This is a genomic window from Shimia abyssi, from assembly GCF_003014475.1.
Classification (GTDB): Bacteria; Pseudomonadota; Alphaproteobacteria; order Rhodobacterales; family Rhodobacteraceae; genus Shimia; species Shimia abyssi.
Window position 1 is genome coordinate 323,579 of sequence record NZ_PYGJ01000002.1, and the last position, 20,609, is coordinate 344,187.

17 protein-coding genes are annotated in these 20,609 nt (G+C 58.1%); 16 read left to right on the top strand and 1 reads right to left on the bottom strand.

The window, feature by feature from the left end; all coding sequences use genetic code 11:
- The first annotated feature begins 17 nt into the window (after positions 1-17).
- The 3 genes from CLV88_RS05605 to CLV88_RS05615 are packed head-to-tail and all read left to right on the top strand — an operon-like array spanning position 18 to position 3,228.
- The gene (locus tag CLV88_RS05605; RefSeq protein WP_106607392.1) at positions 18-554 is read left to right on the top strand and encodes a biotin transporter BioY; all 537 of its coding nucleotides are present in this window, start codon (positions 18-20) and stop codon (positions 552-554) included.
- 9 nt (positions 555-563) lie between these two features.
- Complete coding sequence (locus CLV88_RS05610) at positions 564-2,078, top strand: AMP-binding protein (protein WP_106607393.1); 1,515 nt, start codon at positions 564-566, stop codon at positions 2,076-2,078.
- The gene (locus CLV88_RS05615) at positions 2,053-3,228 is read left to right on the top strand and encodes a thiolase family protein (RefSeq protein WP_106607394.1); all 1,176 of its coding nucleotides are present in this window, start codon (positions 2,053-2,055) and stop codon (positions 3,226-3,228) included. The genes CLV88_RS05610 and CLV88_RS05615 overlap by 26 nt, the downstream gene beginning before the upstream one ends.
- Positions 3,229-3,344: 116 nt before the next feature.
- Here the strand turns inward: CLV88_RS05615 and ilvD are convergent, their stop codons facing one another.
- Complete coding sequence (gene ilvD, locus CLV88_RS05620; RefSeq protein ID WP_106607395.1) at positions 3,345-5,195, bottom strand: dihydroxy-acid dehydratase; 1,851 nt, start codon at positions 5,193-5,195, stop codon at positions 3,345-3,347.
- A 235-nt stretch (positions 5,196-5,430) separates the two neighbouring features.
- On the opposite strand from ilvD, the gene CLV88_RS05625 reads away from it, so the two are divergent.
- From CLV88_RS05625 to CLV88_RS05685, 13 genes are all read left to right on the top strand, one after another.
- Positions 5,431-5,928, top strand: a complete 498-nt coding sequence (locus CLV88_RS05625; RefSeq protein WP_106607396.1) for a lactoylglutathione lyase family protein — start codon at positions 5,431-5,433, stop codon at positions 5,926-5,928.
- Positions 5,929-6,350: 422 nt separating this feature from the next.
- Entirely contained in the window at positions 6,351-7,628 is a 1,278-nt protein-coding gene (gene urtA / locus CLV88_RS05630) for an urea ABC transporter substrate-binding protein (RefSeq protein WP_106607397.1), read from the top strand.
- Positions 7,629-7,721: 93 nt separating this feature from the next.
- Positions 7,722-9,701, top strand: a complete 1,980-nt coding sequence (gene urtB, locus CLV88_RS05635) for an urea ABC transporter permease subunit UrtB (RefSeq protein ID WP_106607398.1) — start codon at positions 7,722-7,724, stop codon at positions 9,699-9,701.
- A gap of 141 nt (positions 9,702-9,842) precedes the next feature.
- Positions 9,843-11,075: an urea ABC transporter permease subunit UrtC gene (gene urtC / locus CLV88_RS05640; protein ID WP_106607399.1), complete on the top strand. Its 1,233-nt coding sequence runs from the start codon at positions 9,843-9,845 to the stop codon at positions 11,073-11,075.
- Complete coding sequence (gene urtD, locus CLV88_RS05645) at positions 11,072-11,812, top strand: urea ABC transporter ATP-binding protein UrtD (protein WP_106607400.1); 741 nt, start codon at positions 11,072-11,074, stop codon at positions 11,810-11,812. The genes urtC and urtD overlap by 4 nt, the downstream gene beginning before the upstream one ends.
- A 3-nt stretch (positions 11,813-11,815) precedes the next feature.
- Positions 11,816-12,511, top strand: coding sequence for an urea ABC transporter ATP-binding subunit UrtE (gene urtE, locus CLV88_RS05650; RefSeq protein WP_106607401.1), 696 nt, complete (start codon positions 11,816-11,818; stop codon positions 12,509-12,511).
- 67 nt (positions 12,512-12,578) lie between these two features.
- Positions 12,579-13,337: a sulfotransferase gene (locus CLV88_RS05655; RefSeq protein ID WP_106607402.1), complete on the top strand. Its 759-nt coding sequence runs from the start codon at positions 12,579-12,581 to the stop codon at positions 13,335-13,337.
- A 79-nt stretch (positions 13,338-13,416) separates the two neighbouring features.
- Positions 13,417-14,160: an SDR family oxidoreductase gene (locus CLV88_RS05660; RefSeq protein ID WP_106607594.1), complete on the top strand. Its 744-nt coding sequence runs from the start codon at positions 13,417-13,419 to the stop codon at positions 14,158-14,160.
- A gap of 186 nt (positions 14,161-14,346) precedes the next feature.
- A complete protein-coding gene (locus CLV88_RS05665) occupies positions 14,347-14,931 on the top strand; it encodes an ANTAR domain-containing response regulator (RefSeq protein ID WP_106607403.1) in 585 nt (194 codons plus the stop codon).
- Positions 14,928-16,103: an ABC transporter substrate-binding protein gene (locus CLV88_RS05670; protein ID WP_106607404.1), complete on the top strand. Its 1,176-nt coding sequence runs from the start codon at positions 14,928-14,930 to the stop codon at positions 16,101-16,103. The genes CLV88_RS05665 and CLV88_RS05670 overlap by 4 nt, the downstream gene beginning before the upstream one ends.
- A gap of 263 nt (positions 16,104-16,366) precedes the next feature.
- Positions 16,367-17,731 (top strand): CmpA/NrtA family ABC transporter substrate-binding protein, encoded by a 1,365-nt coding sequence (locus CLV88_RS05675; protein ID WP_106607405.1) that lies wholly within the window; start codon positions 16,367-16,369, stop codon positions 17,729-17,731.
- Between the two features lie 103 nt (positions 17,732-17,834).
- Positions 17,835-18,917 (top strand): ABC transporter permease, encoded by a 1,083-nt coding sequence (locus CLV88_RS05680; RefSeq protein WP_106607406.1) that lies wholly within the window; start codon positions 17,835-17,837, stop codon positions 18,915-18,917.
- 6 nt (positions 18,918-18,923) lie between these two features.
- Entirely contained in the window at positions 18,924-20,606 is a 1,683-nt protein-coding gene (locus CLV88_RS05685) for an ABC transporter ATP-binding protein (protein WP_106607407.1), read from the top strand.
- Positions 20,607-20,609 lie beyond the last annotated feature (3 nt).

A 20,609-nucleotide genomic window follows, 5' to 3' on the forward strand; every position in this document is an offset into this window, starting at 1 on the left:
GACCCAAGGACAGGACAATGGACACCAAAAGCATCGTCTACATCGCCCTCTTCGCCGCGTTGACCGCAGCGCTCGGCCTCATGCCCCCGATCAGCTTCGCAGGCCTCGCCCTGCCTCCAATCACCGCACAATCTCTCGGTGTCATGCTTGCCGGTGCCGTTGCAGGTGCACGCCGTGGTGGCTTTGCCCTGCTGCTCTTTATCGCTCTCGTTGCTGTTGGCCTGCCGCTTCTGGCCGGTGGTCGTGGCGGTCTTGGCGTCTTCTTTGGAACATCCGGCGGCTTCCTGCTCGCTTGGCCGCTCAGCGCTGCTCTGATCGGCTATCTCGTCACCAAAAAGTCCGACGTATCATTCCTGATGACCGCAATCTACATCGCCCTCGGCGGTATTGTTCTGATGTACGCCATAGGTATCCCTTGGATGGCCTTTATCGGCAATCTCGGCCTCTCAAAATCGATTACGATCATGGTGGCCTATGTGCCCGGCGATCTGGTAAAGGTGGTTTTGGCGACGATCATCGCCCGTGGCTTGCGCCGCGCCTTCCCGAACCTCTAAGGACTTTGCTTGCCACTTCGCATTGCAATAGAACACCACGCCCGCCAGCGCCCCGATGCGCTGGCGATTGCCATTTCCGGGCACCGCCTGACCTATGCTCAGCTGCACAATCGCATCGCCCGCCTGAACACGGCCCTCGCCGCCCTCCCAGCTCAGGCGCGCGATACGCTCGACCTCCCGCAAGACGGGCGCCTCTACGCATTTGCCGCCGGCAACCACCCAGCCGCCGCGACGCTTCTGCCCGCCGCGTTAGCAACACCGCACGCCGTCGCCCTGCTCGATCCCCACTGGCCAGATGCTCTCCACCACCAGACTCTTGCCAAACTCCCCCCAGACGCAATTTTTTGCCTCTCCAACCAAACGGGCCTGATCGATGCGGCCCGAAACCTCGGCGTTCCGGCCATCTGTGTTGACACCGACGCGTTTGAGATCTTTCTCGGAGACGATCCCTCCACTCTGCCTTGGACTGCTCCGACGGACATATTCCTAGTGGGCTTCACCTCAGGAACCACCTCGCAACCTAAGGCTTTCGCGCGCGCGCGCCACTCTTGGCGCGCTTCGCTCGATGCCTCGCGCCTCGCCTTTGCTCTGACCGACCAAAGCAACACATTTGCCCCTGGCCCGCTCTCTCATGGTGTCTCCCTCTACGCCATGGCCGAAACCCTGGATCTCGGCGCCGCGTTCCATACAATCACCAAGTTCGACCTCCCCGAAGCCCGCCGCGCCATGGCCGAGGCTCGCCGCATTGTCGCCGTGCCCACCCTTCTTGGCACGCTGGCGAATGGCTCAGCTCAGGAACAAATCGTCGAAATAACCACCGCCGGGGCCAAGCTCGACCCCGCACTCCTCACCCGCGCCCGCGCCCATTTCCCGCGCGCGCGCCTACACGAGTATTACGGCGCGTCCGAGCTAGGCTTTGTTTCGATCAACACCCATGGCCGCCAAAGCTCCTCCGCCCCCGCGCACAGTGTCGGTCACCCGTTCCCACACGTGTCCCTATCGCTCCGCCAAGATGGCGCGGAAGTCGCTCAAGGCACTCCCGGAACTATCTTCGTGCGCGGCGATCTTGCGATCGACGGCTACCTCTGGGGAGGACGTAACAGCGGCTTCCGCCGAGAAGGCCCGTGGGCGACGGTTGGCGATATCGGCCAACTCAACACTGACGGGTCACTCTCAATTTTAGGGCGCGAAGGCGGCATGCTCATCACGGCAGGCCACAACATTTACCCACAGGAAATCGAAACGGCGCTGACTGATATCCCCGGCATCACCGGCGCCGTGGTGCTTGGCCACACGCATGCCTCACGCGGGCAAGAGCTTGTTGCTATTTTGCAAGGCGACACACCGCTTGATGAAATTCGCTCCCGCCTCGCCATCCATCTGCCACGCTACAAACTGCCGCGCCGCTATCTCGGGATCACCAAATTCCCCCTGACCCAAAGCGGCAAAATCGCCCGTGCCACACTTGACACCTGGCTAAAAGAGGACAATCCAAACCTTGTTCCCCTCGCCTCTGCCTCCTGATCGCCAACCAGTGATCATCGCGGCCCGCCGCAGCGCCATCGGGCGCGCTGGCGGCATATTTTCCGGACTTGAAACAGAAGTGCTCGCCGCCCCTGTCCTGCGCGCCGTCATCGAAGATGCTCGCATCAGCGAGGAAGAGATCGACGACGTCATCCTCGGCAACGCAGCTGGCCCTGGCGGCAACATCGCCCGCCTTTCACTCCTTCAAGCGGGTCTGTCGACTCACATTCCCGGCCTCACCGTCGACCGTCAATGTGGCTCCGGGCTAGAGGCCGCCATTCTTGCCTGCCGCCTGATCCAGTCCGGCGCGGGCCAATGTTACATCGCCGGTGGCGTCGAAAGCCAAAGCCGCGCGCCTCTGCGCACCCTGCCAGCAACTCAAACACTGCCAGAACACAGCTACAAACGCGCCCGCTTTTCACCCGACGCAATTGGCGACCCGGAAATGGGCGCCGCCGCCGACACAGTTGCCGTGCACCACAGCATCACCCGCGAACGCCAAGATGCTTTCGCCCTGCAATCCCAATCCCGCGCCGTCGCTGCGCAATCGGCTGACATGTTCAAAGCTGAAATCGCCCCTGTCGCTGGCCAATCAACCGACGAATGCCCCCGCCCCAACATGACCGCGGCCCGCCTTTCCCGACTGCGCCCAACCTTCACACCTTTTGGAACAGTGACCGTCGGCAATGCCTGCCCGCTGAACGATGGCGCCGCGGCGCTCGTCGTGACCTCCGCCACCCGTGCGGGCGTTCTCGGCCACACAACCGCACTCACCTTCCTCGACGCTGCCACCGCGGGGGTCGACCCAAACCTCCTTGGCATCGGCCCTGTTGCCTCAACCCAAAAACTTCTCGCGCGAAACCCGTCCCTCTCGCTCAGCGACCTCACTCACCTCGAATTCAACGAAGCGTTCGCGGCCCAGACCCTTGCCTGTTTGGACGCTCTGAATATCCCTGAATCACTCCCCAATCCCCACGGCGGAGCCATCGCCCTCGGCCACCCCTTTGGCGCCTCCGGTGCAATCCTGCTCGTGCGCTTGTTTTCCCAACTGATCCGCCCCCCTTCCCTCAGAAACGCGCTCGCTATGGCCATGATCGGCATCGGCGGCGGCCAAGGCATAACCGCTGCATTCCGCCCCCAATCGCTCTAACATTCTCAATGTTGCAAAATACCCCGGGGAGTCGCCGGTCACGGCGACGGGGCAGCGCCCCAAACCAAAACGGGGCCGCACTTGCGACCCCGTTTCCATATCATAACTGACCCAAATCAGTCTTCTTCGTCCAGTATCCGAACGGCCCCTGTCGAAGCGTTCGAAACGTGCGCCGCATAGACTTTGAGGGCTTTGGACACGGCCCGAGGACGCCCCTCTGCCTTCCAGAATTTTTTGTCCGTCTGCGGGTGGTTCGCCCGACGCTCCGCCAACACTTCTTCGCTCACGTCCAAATGAATGCTGCGGTTGGGCACCGAGATCTTGATCTTATCGCCATCTTCCACAAGCCCAATTACACCTTTCTCCGCCGCCTCCGGCGAGGCGTGACCAATCGATAGCCCCGCGGTGCCGCCTGAGAAGCGGCCATCCGTCAGCAACGCACATGTCGTATCGAGCTTTTTCGATTTCAGGTAAGCCGTAGGATATAGCATCTCCTGCATACCCGGCCCACCTTTGGGTCCTTCATAGCGGATGACCACGACCGAGTAAGGCTTCACTTCGCCCTGCAGGATGCCATGCATCGCGTCTTCCATCGATTCAAAGACCTTGGCCGTGCCTTCAAAGTCGTACATCTCCTTGATCACGCCAGCAGTTTTCAGAATACAGCCCTGCTCGGCGATATTCCCAAACAACACGCACAACCCGCCCTCTTCCGAATAGGCGTTCTCAAAGTCGCGGACACAGCCTTCCTCGATATCCAGATCCAGCTCAGTATACATGCGCGACTGGCTGAACGCCTGAGTCGTGCGCACGCCACCGGGGGCGGCGATATAAAGATCGCGCGCCTCATTGCCCGCGCTTTCACGGCGCACGTCCCACTTGTCGATAAACTCACCCATGGTCCGTTCATGCACCGTCGCGCAATCGCGGTGAATTTTACCTTCACGGTCCAGCTCGCCCAGGATCCGGGCAATCCCGCCTGCACGGTGCACGTCTTCCATGTGGTATTTCGGCGTAGACGGCGCGACCTTGCACAAATGCGGCACCTGACGGCTCAGGCGATCCATGTCGGCCATGGTGAAATCCACCTCGCCTTCATGTGCAATCGCCAACAGGTGCAGAACCGTGTTTGTCGAACCGCCCATGGCAATGTCCAGCGCCATCGCGTTTTCAAACGCGTCAAAGTTCGCGATGCTGCGTGGCAACGCAGACTCGTCGCCGTCTTTGTACCAGCGCTCGCACAGCTCAACAATCTTGTGACCCGCTTCCTTAAACAGCGCTTCGCGCTTGGAATGTGTCGCCAAAAGCGATCCATTGCCCGGTAACGCCAGACCCAGCGCTTCAGCCAAACAGTTCATCGAGTTTGCAGTGAACATACCCGAGCACGATCCACAAGTTGGACAGGCAGATCGCTCCAACTTGTCGACCTCTTCCTGAGAACGGTCTTCATCCGTCGCACCAACAATCGCGGTCACAAGGTCGGCCTTGTGCTCGCCATCCTGCAAAATCACCTTGCCAGCTTCCATTGGGCCACCCGACACGAATACCGCCGGAATGTTCAGGCGCATCGCCGCCATCAGCATACCGGGAGTGATCTTGTCACAGTTCGAAATACACACCAGCGCGTCCGCGCAATGGGCATTGGCCATATACTCAACGCTATCCGCAATCACCTCACGGCTCGGTAGCGAATAAAGCATCCCGTCATGGCCCATGGCGATGCCGTCATCCACGGCAATCGTATTCATTTCCTTGGCGACACCGCCGGCTTTCTCAATCTCGCGCGCAACCAGCTGGCCCATGTCCTTAAGGTGCACGTGCCCCGGTACAAACTCCGTAAACGAATTCACCACAGCGACGATCGGCTTGCCGAAATCCTCGGTTTTCATACCCGTCGCACGCCACAACGCGCGCGCTGCGGCCATACGGCGGCCAAAGGTCGAGGTTTTGGAGCGAAGATCAGGCATGGCGGGTCTCCCTGAGAATGGCTGATACCGTTAAAAAGACGTGCGCATGAGGTGTCATCACCCAAGCCGATTTGCAAGGTATTACGGGCATTTTCTTAGCCATTTAACCTGGTATCCCCATTGGTCCGGCCCATTTCCGACCAAACTGCTATGAGGACCATTTGAATTGTGTCACGGTTTACTCAGGTTTATTCCTACCAACTTTTTTCAACTCTCTCATTTTCCGGAGGACAAAATGTCACCAACGCCCAGAACTTTTTCTCATATTGGTCTGTCCGTCCCAGACGTTGACGCGGCCGTCGACTTTTACCGCGATGTTTTGGGGTTCTACACAATCATGAAGCCAACTGACATATCGGAAGATGACACAGATATCGGTAGAATGTGTTCTGATGTCTTCGGTCAGGGCTGGCGCAAAATCCGCATCGCCCATATGGCCACCGCAGACCGTGTCGGGATCGAAATATTTGAATTCGACGGAAACCGCCCGCCCAAGGACAATCTCGACTTCCGCACCCACGGCACGTTTCATTTTGCTATTCAGGATCCAGATGTCGAAGGGCTTTTGGCCCGCATCGTTGCCGCAGGTGGTAAACAACGCATGCCCATCCGAGAATATTTCCCCGGCGAAAAACCCTATCGGATGGTCTACGTCGAAGATCCCTTTGGTGTCGTGTTTGAGCTCTACAGCCATTCTTATGAACTGACCTACTCGGCAGGTGCATACGATTAATCCCGGCGTCTCGCGTGCCGCTCTGAGAGGAATCGCTAGCATAATGCCGCTCAAAAAGCGGCCCAATAAACTGGAATTCAAACCGCCTCTGGGTGGTTTCACTAAAATTTTGACTGAGGTTTCGCCCATTAATCAGGCATCAACGCCCATGTCAGCACAACAATTCATCACATCTCTCCAAGCGCCCAAAAAAACGGCGTCCTAAATTGCACCTGCAGCATTGTCGAACAAGGGTAAGGCACCCGACGCGCAACCGGACATCACTGCCAATTTGCACAATATATCGGGTGTGTGACGACCTTACGAATTGGACCTCGAAACAGGTCGCCACACGGATCGCAACAAACAGTTGCAGGGTCTGAGGTAAAACCAATTGCGCCTCCGCGCAAGAGTTTGCCCGCTCGCCCTGCAGGAGGATGCTTATGAATTTCCTGAAATCCACGCTCGCAGGCTCTGCCGTTTTCGCCGCCCTCGCCAGCGCAGCCTACGCCGCTGACACGATCAAGGTCGGCGTTCTGCACTCACTCTCGGGCACTATGGCCATCTCTGAAACGACTTTGAAAGACACCATGCTAATGCTCATCGATGAGCAGAATGCCAAAGGTGGCATTCTGGGCAAACAGCTTGAAGCAGTTGTCGTGGACCCAGCTTCTGACTGGCCACTCTTTGCTGAAAAAGCCCGCGAACTGCTCACCGTCGAAGATGTAGACGTGATTTTCGGTAGCTGGACCTCAGTGTCTCGCAAGTCCGCCTTGCCCGTTCTTGAAGAACTTAACGGCTTGATGTTCTACCCAGTTCAGTACGAAGGTGAAGAAAGCTCCAAAAACGTTTTCTACACTGGCGCCGCGCCGAACCAACAGGCAATCCCGGCAACGGATTATTTCCTCGACGAATTGGGTGTCGAAAAATTTGCATTGCTAGGCACCGACTATGTCTACCCACGCACCACGAACAATATTCTTGAAAGCTACCTCAAGGACAAAGGCATCGCCGCTGACGACATTTTCGTCAACTACACGCCATTCGGTCACTCTGACTGGTCCAAGATCGTCGCTGACGTGGTCGCATTGGGTGCAGACGGTAAAAAAGTTGGCGTGATCTCGACCATAAACGGCGACGCCAACATCGGTTTCTATAAGGAGCTGGCAGCAGCTGGCGTATCAGCTGACGATATTCCCGTTGTGGCGTTTTCGGTTGGCGAAGAAGAACTCTCCGGCCTGGACACAACCAACCTCGTTGGACACCTCGCAGCATGGAACTACTTCCAATCGGCGGAAAGTGACCTCAACGAAGAATTCATCACAGCGTGGAAAGCCCGCATGGGCGAAGATCGCGTCACCAACGACCCGATGGAAGCGCACGTGATCGGCTTTAACATGTATGTCAAAGCGGTCGAAGCTGCGGGCTCCACCGATGTCGACGCTGTACGCAGCGCCATGTATGGCCTCGAAGTGCCAAACCTGACCGGCGGAACTGCCGTAATGCTGCCCAACCACCACTTGGCCAAACCAGTCCTGATCGGCGAAATACAGGAAGACGGACAGTTCGACATCATTTCCCAAACCACGGAAGTTCCGGGCGATGCATGGACAGACTTCCTGCCGGAATCAGCAATCCTCAAGTCTGATTGGCAGTCCTTGGAATGTGGCATGTACAACACTGAAACCGAAAGCTGCGTCCAGTTGCTCTCGAATTACTAAGCATGACATTGATGCAGGGGGCACTTTCTCCCTGCATCACCTTCCAGCTCCTGACAAAAAACACTTCCCAATAATCAATTTCTGGTAGGACACATGCGGGCTCTTCTCGCCGCCATCGCGGCCGTTTTTCTCTTCTCCCCTCCGGCCCAATCCCAAGAAGCCGCGCCTGCCGCTTCTGAACTGGGTGCGATCCAGACGATTCTTCAAGAACACGGCGACATCATCGCCAAAGGCTCGCGCAAAACCATCGCCCCAGCGATCGAGGCCATCGCTGCCAGCGGTCTCACACAGGCTCAGACAGTTCTGCAAACTTGGCAATCCAAGGACATGTGGCGCCGCAAGTCCGACGGACTGTTCTTTTCAGGCGAAGAAATCGCCAAAAAAACTTACCGCCTTACTGATTTCGACACAGGCGAAGCCATCGGTGAATTAGACAAGGGCGACCTCAAACAGCTCAAGCCCAACAGCGGCGTACGCGCCCTGATCGGCGTTGCACTAGTCCAGTTTCAACTCTCAGATCCCGACGCCACCCGCCGCCTTGAGGCTCTGACGGCCATTCAGCGTGATCCCGAGATCAGCCACCTCGCCCCGCTACGGGCCTCCATTCCCGGTGAATCTAACCCAACAATCAAGGCCCGCAAGGAACAACTCGAAACCCTGCTGACCATCAGCTTTGACACGGACGAGGCCGCCCGCATCGCTGCCATCACCCGCATTTCGGGTGACATCTCTCTCGACACACGTGCAACGCTCAACACCCTGCTCGACACCACCCGAAAAGTCACTGCCGGGGCCATCCCCGACGGCGAAAATGTCGCCCGGTCGCTCATTCCGGGTTCCGACACGCTGTCAGTAGATGACGCTTACTCCCTGCTTGCGACCAAGGGCCTCGCTCCACCGCGCATTCCTGACAATGAAATTCGCACCGCGCTCGCCGCCAATATCGACGGCGGCTCAGTCGGCGGCGTACCTGTCGCCAGCCTCACCAGCACCGAGGCCCGCGAACGCGCCTATGCCTCGCTTGTCGATAACGGCCTCGCCGCACCGCAACCGACCCAATCTGAGATCACCGCCGCTCTCACTGTCCACAGCTTCTTTGACGCCTATCTGGAGCCCTCCTCCGCCGTCACCGATGCCGCTGAAACCGCACTTTCCGCTATCGAAACCCGCGTCGCCCTCAACCAGACACTTGACCTCGCACTGGACGGCATCTCACTGGCCTCAATTTTCTTCCTCGCTGCCATTGGTCTCGCCATCACCTTTGGCGTAATGGGTGTGATCAACATGGCACATGGCGAATTCATCATGATGGGCGCCTATACCGGCTACGTCGTCCAGCAACTTGTTCCGAACTACACCGTGTCGATCCTCATCGCCCTGCCTCTCGCCTTTGCCGTGACTTTCGCCGCCGGCGTCGCGATGGAACGGCTCGTCATCCGCCACCTCTACAACCGCCCGCTAGAAACACTGTTGGCGACTTTCGGAATCTCGATCGCCCTGCAACAGATCGCCAAAAACATCTTCGGCACCCAGGCCCGCCCCCTCACTGCGCCCGCATGGCTCGATGGTGCATGGGTGCTGAACGACGTGGTCTCAATCAGCTACATCCGCATCGCCATTTTCGTCTTGGCGCTGATCTTTCTTAGCGTCTTTCTCTTCATCATGAAACGCACGCGCCTCGGTCTCGAAACCCGCGCCGTCACCCAAAACCCTCGCATGGCCGCCTCGATGGGTATCAACCCTGACAAGGTCAACATGCTCACCTTTGGCCTCGGCTCCGGCATCGCGGGCATCGCAGGCGTTGCCATCGGCCTCTTTGCCAAAGTCACCTCCGAACTTGGCTCTGACTACATCGTGCAATCCTTCATGACTGTGGTTGTCGGCGGCGTCGGCAATATCTGGGGCACCCTCGCAGGTGCCGCCATGATTGGCTTCCTGCAAAAAGGAATCGAGTGGATGAACCCATCCAACACGCTCGCAGCCCAGACCTACATGATCATCTTCATCATCATCTTCATCCAATTCCGCCCCCGAGGCATCATCGCCCTCAAGGGCCGCGCAGCAGGAGACTGACACTATGCCGCTCTGTTTCTCCGCCCTTTGGGTCACACCCATCAAACTGCATTCATCTTGCCAAAAATACTTCGGGGGTGTCGCCAAGGGCGACGGGGGCAGCGCCCCCAAACCCCAAAAACCACCCAAAGGCGCCCGGCCATGACCAGATCCCTCTTTGCCCGCAATCCTTCGGTGCTGATTTTCCTGTCTTGCCTCGCGCTCTTCACACTGGGCGTCACCGCCCTGTCCGAGGCGATGGGCACCGGCATGGTCTCCACCAGCTTTGTCAAAACACTCGGAAAAACTCTATGCCTTTGTCTGATCGCCCTCGCGATGGACCTAGTCTGGGGCTACACGGGTATTCTCTCGCTGGGTCATTTCGCCTTCTTTGGACTGGGCGGATACATGATCGGCATGTGGCTAATGTATGAGCGCACCCGCGACATCATCGTGTCTTCCATGGCCAACAATGAAATACCCCCCACCCAGCAAGAAGTCATTGACGCTATTGGCAACCAGATCTTTGGCGTCGTGGGCAGCTCGGATTTCCCACTCATCTGGGCTTTCTCCCACTCACTGACTCTGCAACTGATCCTCGTCGTCGCCGTGCCCGGCCTGCTGGCATTAATCTTCGGCTGGCTCGCCTTCCGCAGCCGTGTAACCGGCGTCTACCTCTCCATCCTGACCCAGGCGATGACGCTTGCTCTTGCGCTCTACCTCTTTCAGAACGACAGCGGACTGCGCGGCAATAACGGTCTCTCCGGCCTGCAAAACGTGCCCGGCCTTGACGACGTTCCCCAAGCCACCGTGTCGCTATGGTTCCTGTGGGCCTCAGCCCTCGCACTCGGACTCGGCTACCTATTTGCTGCATGGGTGGTCTCGGGTAAGTTCGGCTCGGTCCTGCGTGGCATCCGCGATGACGAGGCGCGCGTGCGTTTCCTTGGCTACTCGGTCGAAGGGTACAAACTCTTCATCTTCACCGTCACCGCCATAATCGCAGGCATCGCCGGGGCGCTCTACTACCCCCAGGCGGGCATTATCAACCCGGCAGAAATTGCCCCCATCGCCTCAATTTACCTCGCGGTCTGGGTGGCTATAGGTGGACGCGGCCGCCTTTATGGTGCGGTCATCGGCGCTGCCTTCGTTTCACTTGTCTCCACTTGGTTTACAGGCGGCCAAGTGCCGTCGGTTCCCTTAGGTTTCTATACCGTCGACTGGGTCGACTGGTGGCAAGTGGTGCTGGGCCTCTCTTTCGTCTTAGTTACCCTTTTTGCTCCCAAAGGCATTGGCGGGCTCTTCGACTACTTCACCGGTCGCACCCCCCCTGATCGCCACGGTCAGGATCTCGGCCCCGGCGCGGGCTCTCTCCAGGAACAAGAGGCCGACACATGAGCACCCTTCTCGAAGTTTCCGGCGTTTCCGTCTCCTTTGATGGCTTCCGCGCGATCAACAACCTGTCCTTCCAGATCGGCGCCGCCGAAATGCGCGCCATCATTGGCCCCAACGGCGCCGGAAAGACCACGTTCATGGACATTGTCACTGGCAAAACCCGCCCGGATGAGGGCCGCGTAATCTGGGGTGAGAAATCGGTCTCGCTCCTCAAACTTTCCGAGGCCCAAATCGCCCGCGCCGGGGTAGGCCGCAAATTTCAACGTCCTACCGTGTTCGAGGACCAATCTGTCTTCGACAACCTCCTGCTGGCACTCAAGAAAGACCGCAATCCGCTTGCTGTTCTCTTTTATAAACGAGGCCCAACAGACACGGAAAAAGTAGTGGCACTGGCGGAACAGATCGGACTCAACGAACAGCTTTACCGTAAGTCCGGTGAACTCAGCCACGGCCAGAAACAATGGCTCGAAATCGGCATGTTGCTGGCCCAAGAACCGCAACTCCTGCTGGTTGATGAACCCGCCGCGGGCATGACGCCGGAGGAACGTGAACACACCACCTCGATTCTGGTCGAGGCCGCAAAAACACGCGCGGTTGTCGTTGTTGAACACGATATGGAGTTTGTGCGACGCCTGAACTGCAAAGTCACTGTCCTGCACGAAGGGTCTGTGCTGGCCGAAGGTTCACTCGACCACGTCACCTCGAACCAAGAGGTCATCGATGTTTATCTGGGGCGCTGAAACATGCTGAAAATCGACAATCTCAACCTGCATTACGGCAGTTCGCAAATCCTGCATGACATCTCATTGCAGGCCGAACTCGGCAAGACCACCTGCGTCATGGGCACCAACGGCGTTGGCAAGACCTCACTGCTCAAAGCCATCTCCGGCACTCACACGCGCAGCTCCGGAAGCATTACAATAAATGGCAAGCCAATTGACGTGCTCCCTGCCCACGCCATGGCCCAACTCGGCGTTGGCTATGTGCCTCAAGGACGTGATGTCTTTCCGCTGCTCACTGTGCGCGAAAATCTGGAAACCGGCTATGCATGCTTGCCTAAATCAGAGCACTTCATCCCCGATGAAATTTTTGAGCTTTTCCCGATCCTCCAAGACTTCCTGCACCGACGCGGTGGCGATCTGTCTGGCGGCCAGCAACAACAGCTCGCCATCGCTCGCGCCTTGATCACCAAGCCTAAACTCCTTTTGCTTGACGAACCTACCGAAGGCATCCAACCAAACATCATCAAACAAATCGGCAAGGTCATCGACTACCTGCGTGACCGTGGCGACATGGCCATTATCCTCGTCGAGCAATTCTTCGACTTCGCCTATGACCACGCCGACAGCTTCGTCATCCTGCGCCGCGGCGCCGTGGTGAAATCCGGCACCTCCGACAGCCTCAGCCGCCAAGAACTACTCGAGGCGGTTTCAGTTTAGCCCGCCCTTGCTTTAAAATGCCACAGGTCCGAATGTGTATGCATCGCAAGCCTCACTTCGGACCCAAATGGACAACACTTACCCTCTGCGCGCCGCGCTCTTTCACGACGCCACGCCGGTCCTGCCACGTCCCGGCTTTGCCTTTCGCCGCACCGGGCGTAAAATTATTTTCATTGGGTTCAATAAAACCGCGACATCCTCACTTGCCATGCTGATGATGGCCTCGGGTATCCTGACCATCCATTCCTCCGGCAACGGAAAACTTTTTGGTCGTCCAGAGGCAGAACAAGCCACTATCCCCCACGCCACGCGCCACATCAAAGCCAACCTCGACGCCCAGCGCCCACCGCTCCACGGTTTGGAAGGCTATGATGTCTTCATTGATCTCACCGTCGGCCCGCACGATCTCAACCTGCGCTTTGCCGAATTCCACGCGGCCTACCCGGACGCGCTTTTTATCCTCAACACACGATCCGTCCAAGGCTGGCTCGCCTCGCGCCGCGCCCACAAAAAGCTGGTTCAGATCACCGCGAAATATCTCGTCCTGCGCCCGTGGCAGGTGCTCGAAAAATGGCGCAACGATTTTGCGACCCACCACGCGAACGCCCGCACCTATTTCGCCCGAAACGCCCCAGACCAATTCTTCGAATGGCCGGTTTCCGCGCCTCCGGAACAACTCGCTACCTTTTTCGCTCGCCACGACATCCCGCTCGCCCCTTCCCTCTACTTCCACATCCGCGAAACCGGCGGCCTTTTCCTGCCGCCCCCACTCAAAGCCATTGCACACCCCACAGAAATCCCCATCCTTCCCTCGAACCAACCTTGAATTCTCAATGTTTCAAAGTACCCCCCCGGAGGCGCCCGCCATCACCAAACACCCGGCAACCAACGAAAAGGACACATTCATGCGCCTTGAAAACAAAACCGCTATCGTCACCGGCGGCGCCTCAGGCTTCGGCGCTGGGATCGTCGACAAATTCCTTACCCAAGGCGCGCGCGTCATGATCGCAGACTTGAATGAAGAGGGCGCAAAAGCCAAGGCGAACGAACACGCAGACGCCTTCGGACATCACGTCGATGTCGCAGACAGCGAAAGCGTCGCCAACATGATTATCACCGCCCTGTCTCAGTGGGGCCATGTCGATATCCTGGTTAACAACGCTGGCGTCACCCACCTCCCTGCCCCGCTGGACACGATCACCGAGGACGATTTCGATCACGTCTTTGCTGTGAACTGCAAATCTATCTACCTCACCGCCCGCACTCTTATTCCCCATATGAAACAGCGAAGCGCCGGAACAATCCTCAATGTCTCGTCCACCGCAGGTCTCTCACCCCGCCCCAACCTGAATTGGTACAATGCCTCCAAAGGCTGGGTGAATACCGCCACCAAAACCATGGCCGTCGAACTTGCGCCCTTTGGCATCCGCGTAAATGCCCTTAACCCTGTCGCAGGCGAAACGCCCCTTCTCAAGAGTTTCATGGGCGAAGACACCCCCGAAATGCGCGCCAAATTCCTAGCCTCAATCCCACTAGGCCGCTTCTCACAACCCGAGGATATGGGCAATGCCGCCTGTTTCCTCTGTTCGGACGAGGCCAGCATGATCACCGGCACTCTGATGGAGGTCGATGGCGGGCGCTGCATCTAGCGAGGACAGCCCGCAATGGCTGGAGAAGCGCGCTCGCAACGTTGCTCAATTTTCGTGCAACCGTGCACATTAATCTGGCAGCGACCCTTAAGACGCCTTTGCGCTGATCCCTTAGCCTCGTATCTTGCGCTTCCCGCTCGTACCAAAAGGGTCGTCCAGCCTCTCAAAAAAGAGACCGCCCGCCCCGTGACAACCACACTCAAAATCCTCGTTGTCGAGCCTGACAAATCCCGCGCCCATGCTATCATAGATAGCCTCGCGACAACTGGCGACCACCACATAACAGTGCTCTCGGGTCATACGGGCCTTGCTCGTTCGGTCGCCGATTTCAACCCCGATATCGTGCTGGTCGACATCACCAATCCCTCGCGCGATATGATCGAAGAACTCACGCTGGCCTCATCGCCTCTGGAACGCCCCGTCGCCATGTTTGTAGACCGTAGCGACGACAGTATGACAAAGGCCGCCATCGAAGCCGGCGTCTCGGCATATGTGGTCGATGGCCTACGCACAGACCGTCTCAAACCGGTCATGGACGCCGCCATCTCGCGCTTTCGCATGTTCCAGCGCCTGCGCACCGAACTCGCTGCAACCAAACGCGCCCTGGAAGAACGCAAGATCGTCGACCGCGCCAAGGGCATCCTGATGCGCGCACGTGGTCTTTCAGAAGACGAAGCCTATGCGCTCATGCGCAAGACTGCGATGGGACAGGGCAAAAAGATCGTCGATGTCGCCCAAGCCCTCGTGACCGCGTCGGACCTGCTGTCATGAAAACACAATCGCTGAACATAGGCTTCATGCCTCTCGTCGACGCAGCTCCCTTGATCATCGCGCATGAACTTGGCTTTGCTGAAGAAGAAGGGCTCACCCTGACTTTGCAGCCCAGCCCGTCATGGTCCACTCTGCGGGACCATCTGGTGCTGGGCCAAATCGATGCCGCACATATGCTTTCTCCCGTCCCCATCGCCATGGCGCTTGGGCTGGGCGGCATCAGCACTCGGCTCGACGCACTCTCCGTTCTCTCCGTCAACGGCAATGTTTTTGGCGTCTCCAACGAACTCGCCAGCCGCCTGCGCGCCAGCGAGTTTAAACCCGATTTCACCGATGCGCTCGCCGCCGGCCAGGCATTGGCCCAAGTTTCCGGGGAATTGCGCATCGGTGTTCCGTTTCCCTTTTCCATGCATGCTGAACTGCTTCACTACTGGCTGGTCACTTTCGGCCAAACCGCTCCACAGGCGCTCAAGGTGCGCACTATCCCGCCCCCTCTGATGGCAGACGCCATCGCTTCCGGCGAAATCGATGCGTTTTGCGTTGGTGAACCGTGGGGATCCATCACCGTAGAAAACGGCGGCGGAGAGTTGCTCCTGCCTGGTGCGCGCATATGGCAATTCTGCCCTGAAAAAGTGCTCGCCGTACGTAGTGACTGGGTCAGCACCAATGACAATCTCGCCGGCCGTCTCTTGCGTGCCACATGGAAGGCCGGGCGTTGGCTGGGGGACGCCTCCAAACTCTCAACCGCCGCAGAAATCCTCGGCTGGCCGGAATATCTCGGCATTCCCGCCGAAATTCTAGAGCGGTCTCTCACCGGTCATATGATCGTATCTCAACACGCGCCCGTTCAACGCGTCCCGCGCATGGTTGCGTTTTTCGACGCGGCCGCCACGTTTCCATGGAAATCTCAGGCGGCTTTCATCGCAACGCAACTCGCCAATCGGCACGGTCTGGATCCGATCGCCGCTGCCCGAGACGCTGCAACGATCTTTCGATCCGATCTCTACCGCCGTCACCTCGCCCCACTGGGCGCAGATATGCCCGGTGCGTCCGTAAAACTCGAAGGCGCGCTGGCCGTGCCAACGTCGGTCGCATCTGACAACGGCACCCTGATTCTCGGACCGGATGCGTTTTTTGACGGCCGAATTTTTGATCCACCAGTTCTCGAATGAACAAAAAATGTGCACTCGCAGCAAAATTATGCTGCGATGCGGCGCATTCAACCTGTTCTGACGCCAACACAGCTTGCGCCATAGGCTCCCCCGGCGCCTAATGAACCCAAGCCGGAACAAAGACGTTCCGCAAATTCCTCCCTCCCCGAAGCAGGGGAACCCCAGAGCAAAGCCGCTCGACCCGTTGCCCTCCCACAACGTCGGTCCAGCGGCTTTTTTTTATTCCCCCACCTGCCACTCAGGGGCCTAACAAAGGAAGTAACATGAAACGCATCGCATCTCTCCTTGCAGCCACCACCATGCTGGTCACCCCGGCCATGGCTGAACTCGAACTTGAAAAAGACGAACTGACATTTGGCTTTATCAAACTCACCGACATGGCCCCGCTGGCCGTGGCCTATGAACAAGGCTTCTTTGACGACGAGGGTCTCTTCGTGACACTCGAAGCGCAAGCCAACTGGAAAGTTCTGCTGGACGGCGTGATCGACGGCCAGCTCGACGGCGCGCATATGCTCGCCGGCCAGCCACTCGCCGCGACGATCGGTTACGGCACCGAGGCGCACATCATCACCCCCTTCTCCATGGATTTGAACGGCAACGGCATCACCGTTTCCAACCAGATTTGGGAAGAGATGAAGCCATATGTCCCCCTGATGGAAGATGGCCGCCCGCAGCACCCGATCTCTGCCGCCTCAATGAAACCTGTGGTCGAAAAATACCAGTCCGAGGGCAAACCCTTCAATATGGGCATGGTCTTTCCGGTTTCGACACACAACTACGAACTGCGCTACTGGCTCGCTGCAGGCGGTCTGGAGCCGGGTTTTTACAGCCCCGAAAACATCTCAGGTCAAATCGGCGCCGATGTTCTGCTCTCCGTCACGCCCCCACCGCAAATGCCCGCTACAATGGAAGCAGGCACAATCTACGGGTACTGCGTCGGCGAGCCGTGGAACCAGCAGGCCGTGTTCAAAGGCATCGGTGTCCCTGTTATCACCGACTACGAACTCTGGAAAAACAACCCGGAAAAGGTCTTTGGCATCACCGCCGAATTTGCCGAAGAGTACCCCAACACCACGCTGGCTGTCGTCAAGGCTCTGATCCGCGCGGCCATGTGGCTTGACGAAAACGACAACGCCAACCGCCCCGCCGCCGTGGAAATCCTGTCCCAGCCCGAATATGTCGGTGCAGATTATGACGTGATCGCAAACTCCATGACCGGCACATTCGAATACGAAAAAGGCGACAAGCGTGAAGTACCGGACTTCAATGTCTTCTTCCGCTACAACGCCACATACCCGTTCTATTCGGACGCCGTCTGGTACCTGACCCAAATGCGCCGCTGGGGTCAGATCGCCGAGTCAAAATCAGACAGCTGGTATGACGAAGTCGCCAAGTCGGTCTACAAACCCGAAATCTACCTCGAAGCCGCCAAACTTCTGGTCGACGAGGGTCTTGCGAACTCTGCGGACTTCCCTTGGGAAAGCGACGGCTACAAGGCTCCGACCCCTGCCGAAGATATCATCGACGGCATCGCATATGACGGTCGCACCCCGAACGCCTATCTCGAAAGCCTGCCAATCGGCCTTAAAGGCGACCAGAAGGTCGTCGGTACAGAGATCCAAGGCTAAGCAACAAGCGCGCTCCTCGGCCCCTTTCGGGACTTCCTCGCGATGAAAGCCCGCAAGGGCTTGAGGAGCGCACCCCCCCGCCATCCGTCCAAGGACACGCCCCATGACCGCAATCGACCCCCAAGCCCTGGCCGATGAAGAGCGCGAAGCCCGTCGCGCACGTCTCTTCACCCGCATCAACAAGGCCGACACCTGGTTTCAGGTCCTCGGCCTCTCCTTCGTCACCCCCATTCTCAAAGCCGCCGCAGGCGACAACCCCAAAGCGCAGGCCAAAAAAATCTGGCGGCTGCTCGGCGTTCCTGTTCTTGCCATCCTCGGTTTCCTGCTGCTCTGGGGCACACTCGCCCCACAGGTTCAAACCTCACTCGGTGCAGTCCCTGGCCCTAAACAAGTCTGGACCGAGGCCGTTAATCTTCACCAAGACGCACAGGCCAAAGCCGCCAAAGAGGCGAAATTCAATGCGCGGGTCGACGCGCGCAACGCAAAATTCATCGCCAATGGTCAGCCCGAAAAGGTCAAGCAAATCGCCTATACCGGCTCGCCCAGCTACTACAACCAAATCTGGACCTCGATCAAAACCGTCTTTTTCGGCTTCCTGATCGGTTCGATTATCGCAATCCCGCTGGGCATCCTCGCTGGCCTCTCGCCATATGCAAACGCCGCCATCAACCCACTGATCCAGATATTCAAACCGGTCTCCCCATTGGCTTGGCTCCCAATCGTGACCATGATCGTGTCGGCCACCTACACTGTAGACGACGGTTTGTTCTCCAAATCGTTCCTCAACTCGGCCATCACCGTGACGCTCTGCTCTCTGTGGCCGACGCTGATCAACACCTCCCTGGGGGTCGCGAGCATCGACAAAGACCTCATCTCGGTCTCCAAAGTTCTGAAAATGAACACATGGACCAAGATCACCAAACTTGTCCTGCCCTCCGCCCTGCCATTGATCTTCACCGGTCTGCGCCTGTCGCTGGGTGTGGGATGGATGGTGCTGATCGCCGCCGAAATGCTGGCCCAGAACCCCGGCCTTGGCAAATTTGTCTGGGACGAGTTCCAGAACGGCTCGTCCTCATCACTGGCGAAAATCATGGTGGCCGTCTTCACCATTGGCATCATCGGTTTCCTGCTTGATCGCCTGATGTACGCCATCCAGTCGCTCTTTACCTTCTCCTCGAACCGGTGATCTGACATGAGCATTCTCACCTTCGACAACGTCTCCAAATCCTTCGGTGAAGGCACCGCACGGACCGACGTACTCAAAAACATCAACCTAAATGTGAAGGAGGGCGAGTTCCTCGTCCTCCTCGGCTTCTCCGGCACCGGCAAGACAACGCTGATCAACCTGATGGCAGGCCTCGACACACCGTCAAAAGGGGCCGTCACCTTCAAAGGCAAACCAATCAATGGCCCTGGCCCGGAACGTGGTCTGATCTTCCAGAGCTACTCGCTCATGCCGTGGCTCACCGTGAACGGTAACGTGCGCCTTGCACTCGACAGCGTGTTCCCGAAGATGCCCAAGGATGAGAAATCGGCCAAAGTGGCCCATTACGTCAATATGGTCGGCCTCTCCCATGCAACGCACCGCCGCCCGGCAGAACTCTCTGGCGGCATGCGCCAACGTGTGAACGTCGCCCGTGCCTTGGCCATGGACCCCGAAATGCTGCTGTTGGACGAGCCGCTTTCTGCGCTCGACGCCCTCACCCGCGCCAATCTGGCGGACGAGATCGAACATATCTGGACCGAAGACAAAAAAACCTGCGTCCTGATTACCAATGATGTGGACGAAGCAATCATCCTCGCGGATCGTATCATCGCTTTGAACCCCGATGGCACACTTGGCGACGAGTTTACCGTCACCATTCCTCGCCCTCGCGACCGCATGGAAATGAACCACCACGACGGGTTCAAACGCCTGCGGGCAGACATCACTAAATACCTGATGGATGTGGGGATCGAAGCCAAAACCGAAGGCACCAAAACCCTACCCGACGTGACGCCAATCCATGGTGTTCCCACCGCCGTCAAAGACGCGCAAAAGGGCATGATCGACCACAACTTCCTCGACTTTTCGCAATTACACAAAGTCTACCCAACACCCAAAGGCCCGCTAACCGTTGTCGAAGACTTCGACCTCAAGGTGCAACGCGGCGAGTTCATCTCGCTGATCGGCCACTCTGGCTGCGGCAAATCCACTGTCCTCACCATGGCCGCTGGCCTGAATGAGATCTCCAAAGGCGGTATTCGCCTTGACGGTCGTCACGTCGAAGGCGCCGATCCAGAACGCGCCGTAGTGTTTCAGTCGCCCAACCTCTTCCCATGGCTCTCGGCACGTGAAAACGTCGCCATTGGTGTGGACAAGGTCTACCCCAAGGCTTCGCGCAGCGAACGTCAGGACGTGGTCGACTATTATCTCGAACGCGTGGGACTTGCCGACGCCATGGACCGCCCAGCACATTCCATGTCCAACGGTATGAAGCAACGCGTCGGCATCGCCCGCGCCTTTGCCCTCTCGCCAAAGCTCCTCTTGCTCGACGAACCCTTTGGAATGCTCGACAGCCTCACCCGCTGGGAATTGCAAGAGGTGCTCATGGAGGTCTGGGACCGCACCAAAGTAACGGCCATCTGTGTTACACATGACGTTGACGAAGCCATCCTGCTGGCTGACCGCGTGGTTATGATGACCAACGGCCCACAGGCCACAATCGGCAAAATTGTGGATGTCGACTTGCCTCGCCCGCGCACACGCAAGGCGCTTCTGGAACACCCCGACTACTACACCTTCCGACAGGAAGTGCTCGATTTCCTAGAGGAATACGAACACGGCGCCAAACCCACGCCAAAAACCGCCCCCAAGGCCATCGCAGCAGAGTGAAAG

Bases quoted from the DNA above. Each gene is read 5' to 3' on its own strand.
- ilvD (WP_106607395.1), bottom strand. From the start codon at position 5,195: ATGCCTGATCTTCGCTCCAAAACCTCGACCTTTGGCCGCCGTATGGCC.
- urtA (WP_106607397.1), top strand. From the start codon at position 6,351: ATGAATTTCCTGAAATCCACGCTCGCAGGCTCTGCCGTTTTCGCCGCC.
- urtD (WP_106607400.1), top strand. From the start codon at position 11,072: ATGAGCACCCTTCTCGAAGTTTCCGGCGTTTCCGTCTCCTTTGATGGC.
- CLV88_RS05675 (WP_106607405.1), top strand. From the start codon at position 16,367: ATGAAACGCATCGCATCTCTCCTTGCAGCCACCACCATGCTGGTCACC.
- urtC (WP_106607399.1), top strand. From the start codon at position 9,843: ATGACCAGATCCCTCTTTGCCCGCAATCCTTCGGTGCTGATTTTCCTG.
- CLV88_RS05625 (WP_106607396.1), top strand. From the start codon at position 5,431: ATGTCACCAACGCCCAGAACTTTTTCTCATATTGGTCTGTCCGTCCCA.
- urtB (WP_106607398.1), top strand. From the start codon at position 7,722: ATGCGGGCTCTTCTCGCCGCCATCGCGGCCGTTTTTCTCTTCTCCCCT.
- CLV88_RS05680 (WP_106607406.1), top strand. From the start codon at position 17,835: ATGACCGCAATCGACCCCCAAGCCCTGGCCGATGAAGAGCGCGAAGCC.
- CLV88_RS05655 (WP_106607402.1), top strand. From the start codon at position 12,579: ATGGACAACACTTACCCTCTGCGCGCCGCGCTCTTTCACGACGCCACG.
- CLV88_RS05605 (WP_106607392.1), top strand. From the start codon at position 18: ATGGACACCAAAAGCATCGTCTACATCGCCCTCTTCGCCGCGTTGACC.
- urtE (WP_106607401.1), top strand. From the start codon at position 11,816: ATGCTGAAAATCGACAATCTCAACCTGCATTACGGCAGTTCGCAAATC.
- CLV88_RS05670 (WP_106607404.1), top strand. From the start codon at position 14,928: ATGAAAACACAATCGCTGAACATAGGCTTCATGCCTCTCGTCGACGCA.
- CLV88_RS05660 (WP_106607594.1), top strand. From the start codon at position 13,417: ATGCGCCTTGAAAACAAAACCGCTATCGTCACCGGCGGCGCCTCAGGC.
- CLV88_RS05685 (WP_106607407.1), top strand. From the start codon at position 18,924: ATGAGCATTCTCACCTTCGACAACGTCTCCAAATCCTTCGGTGAAGGC.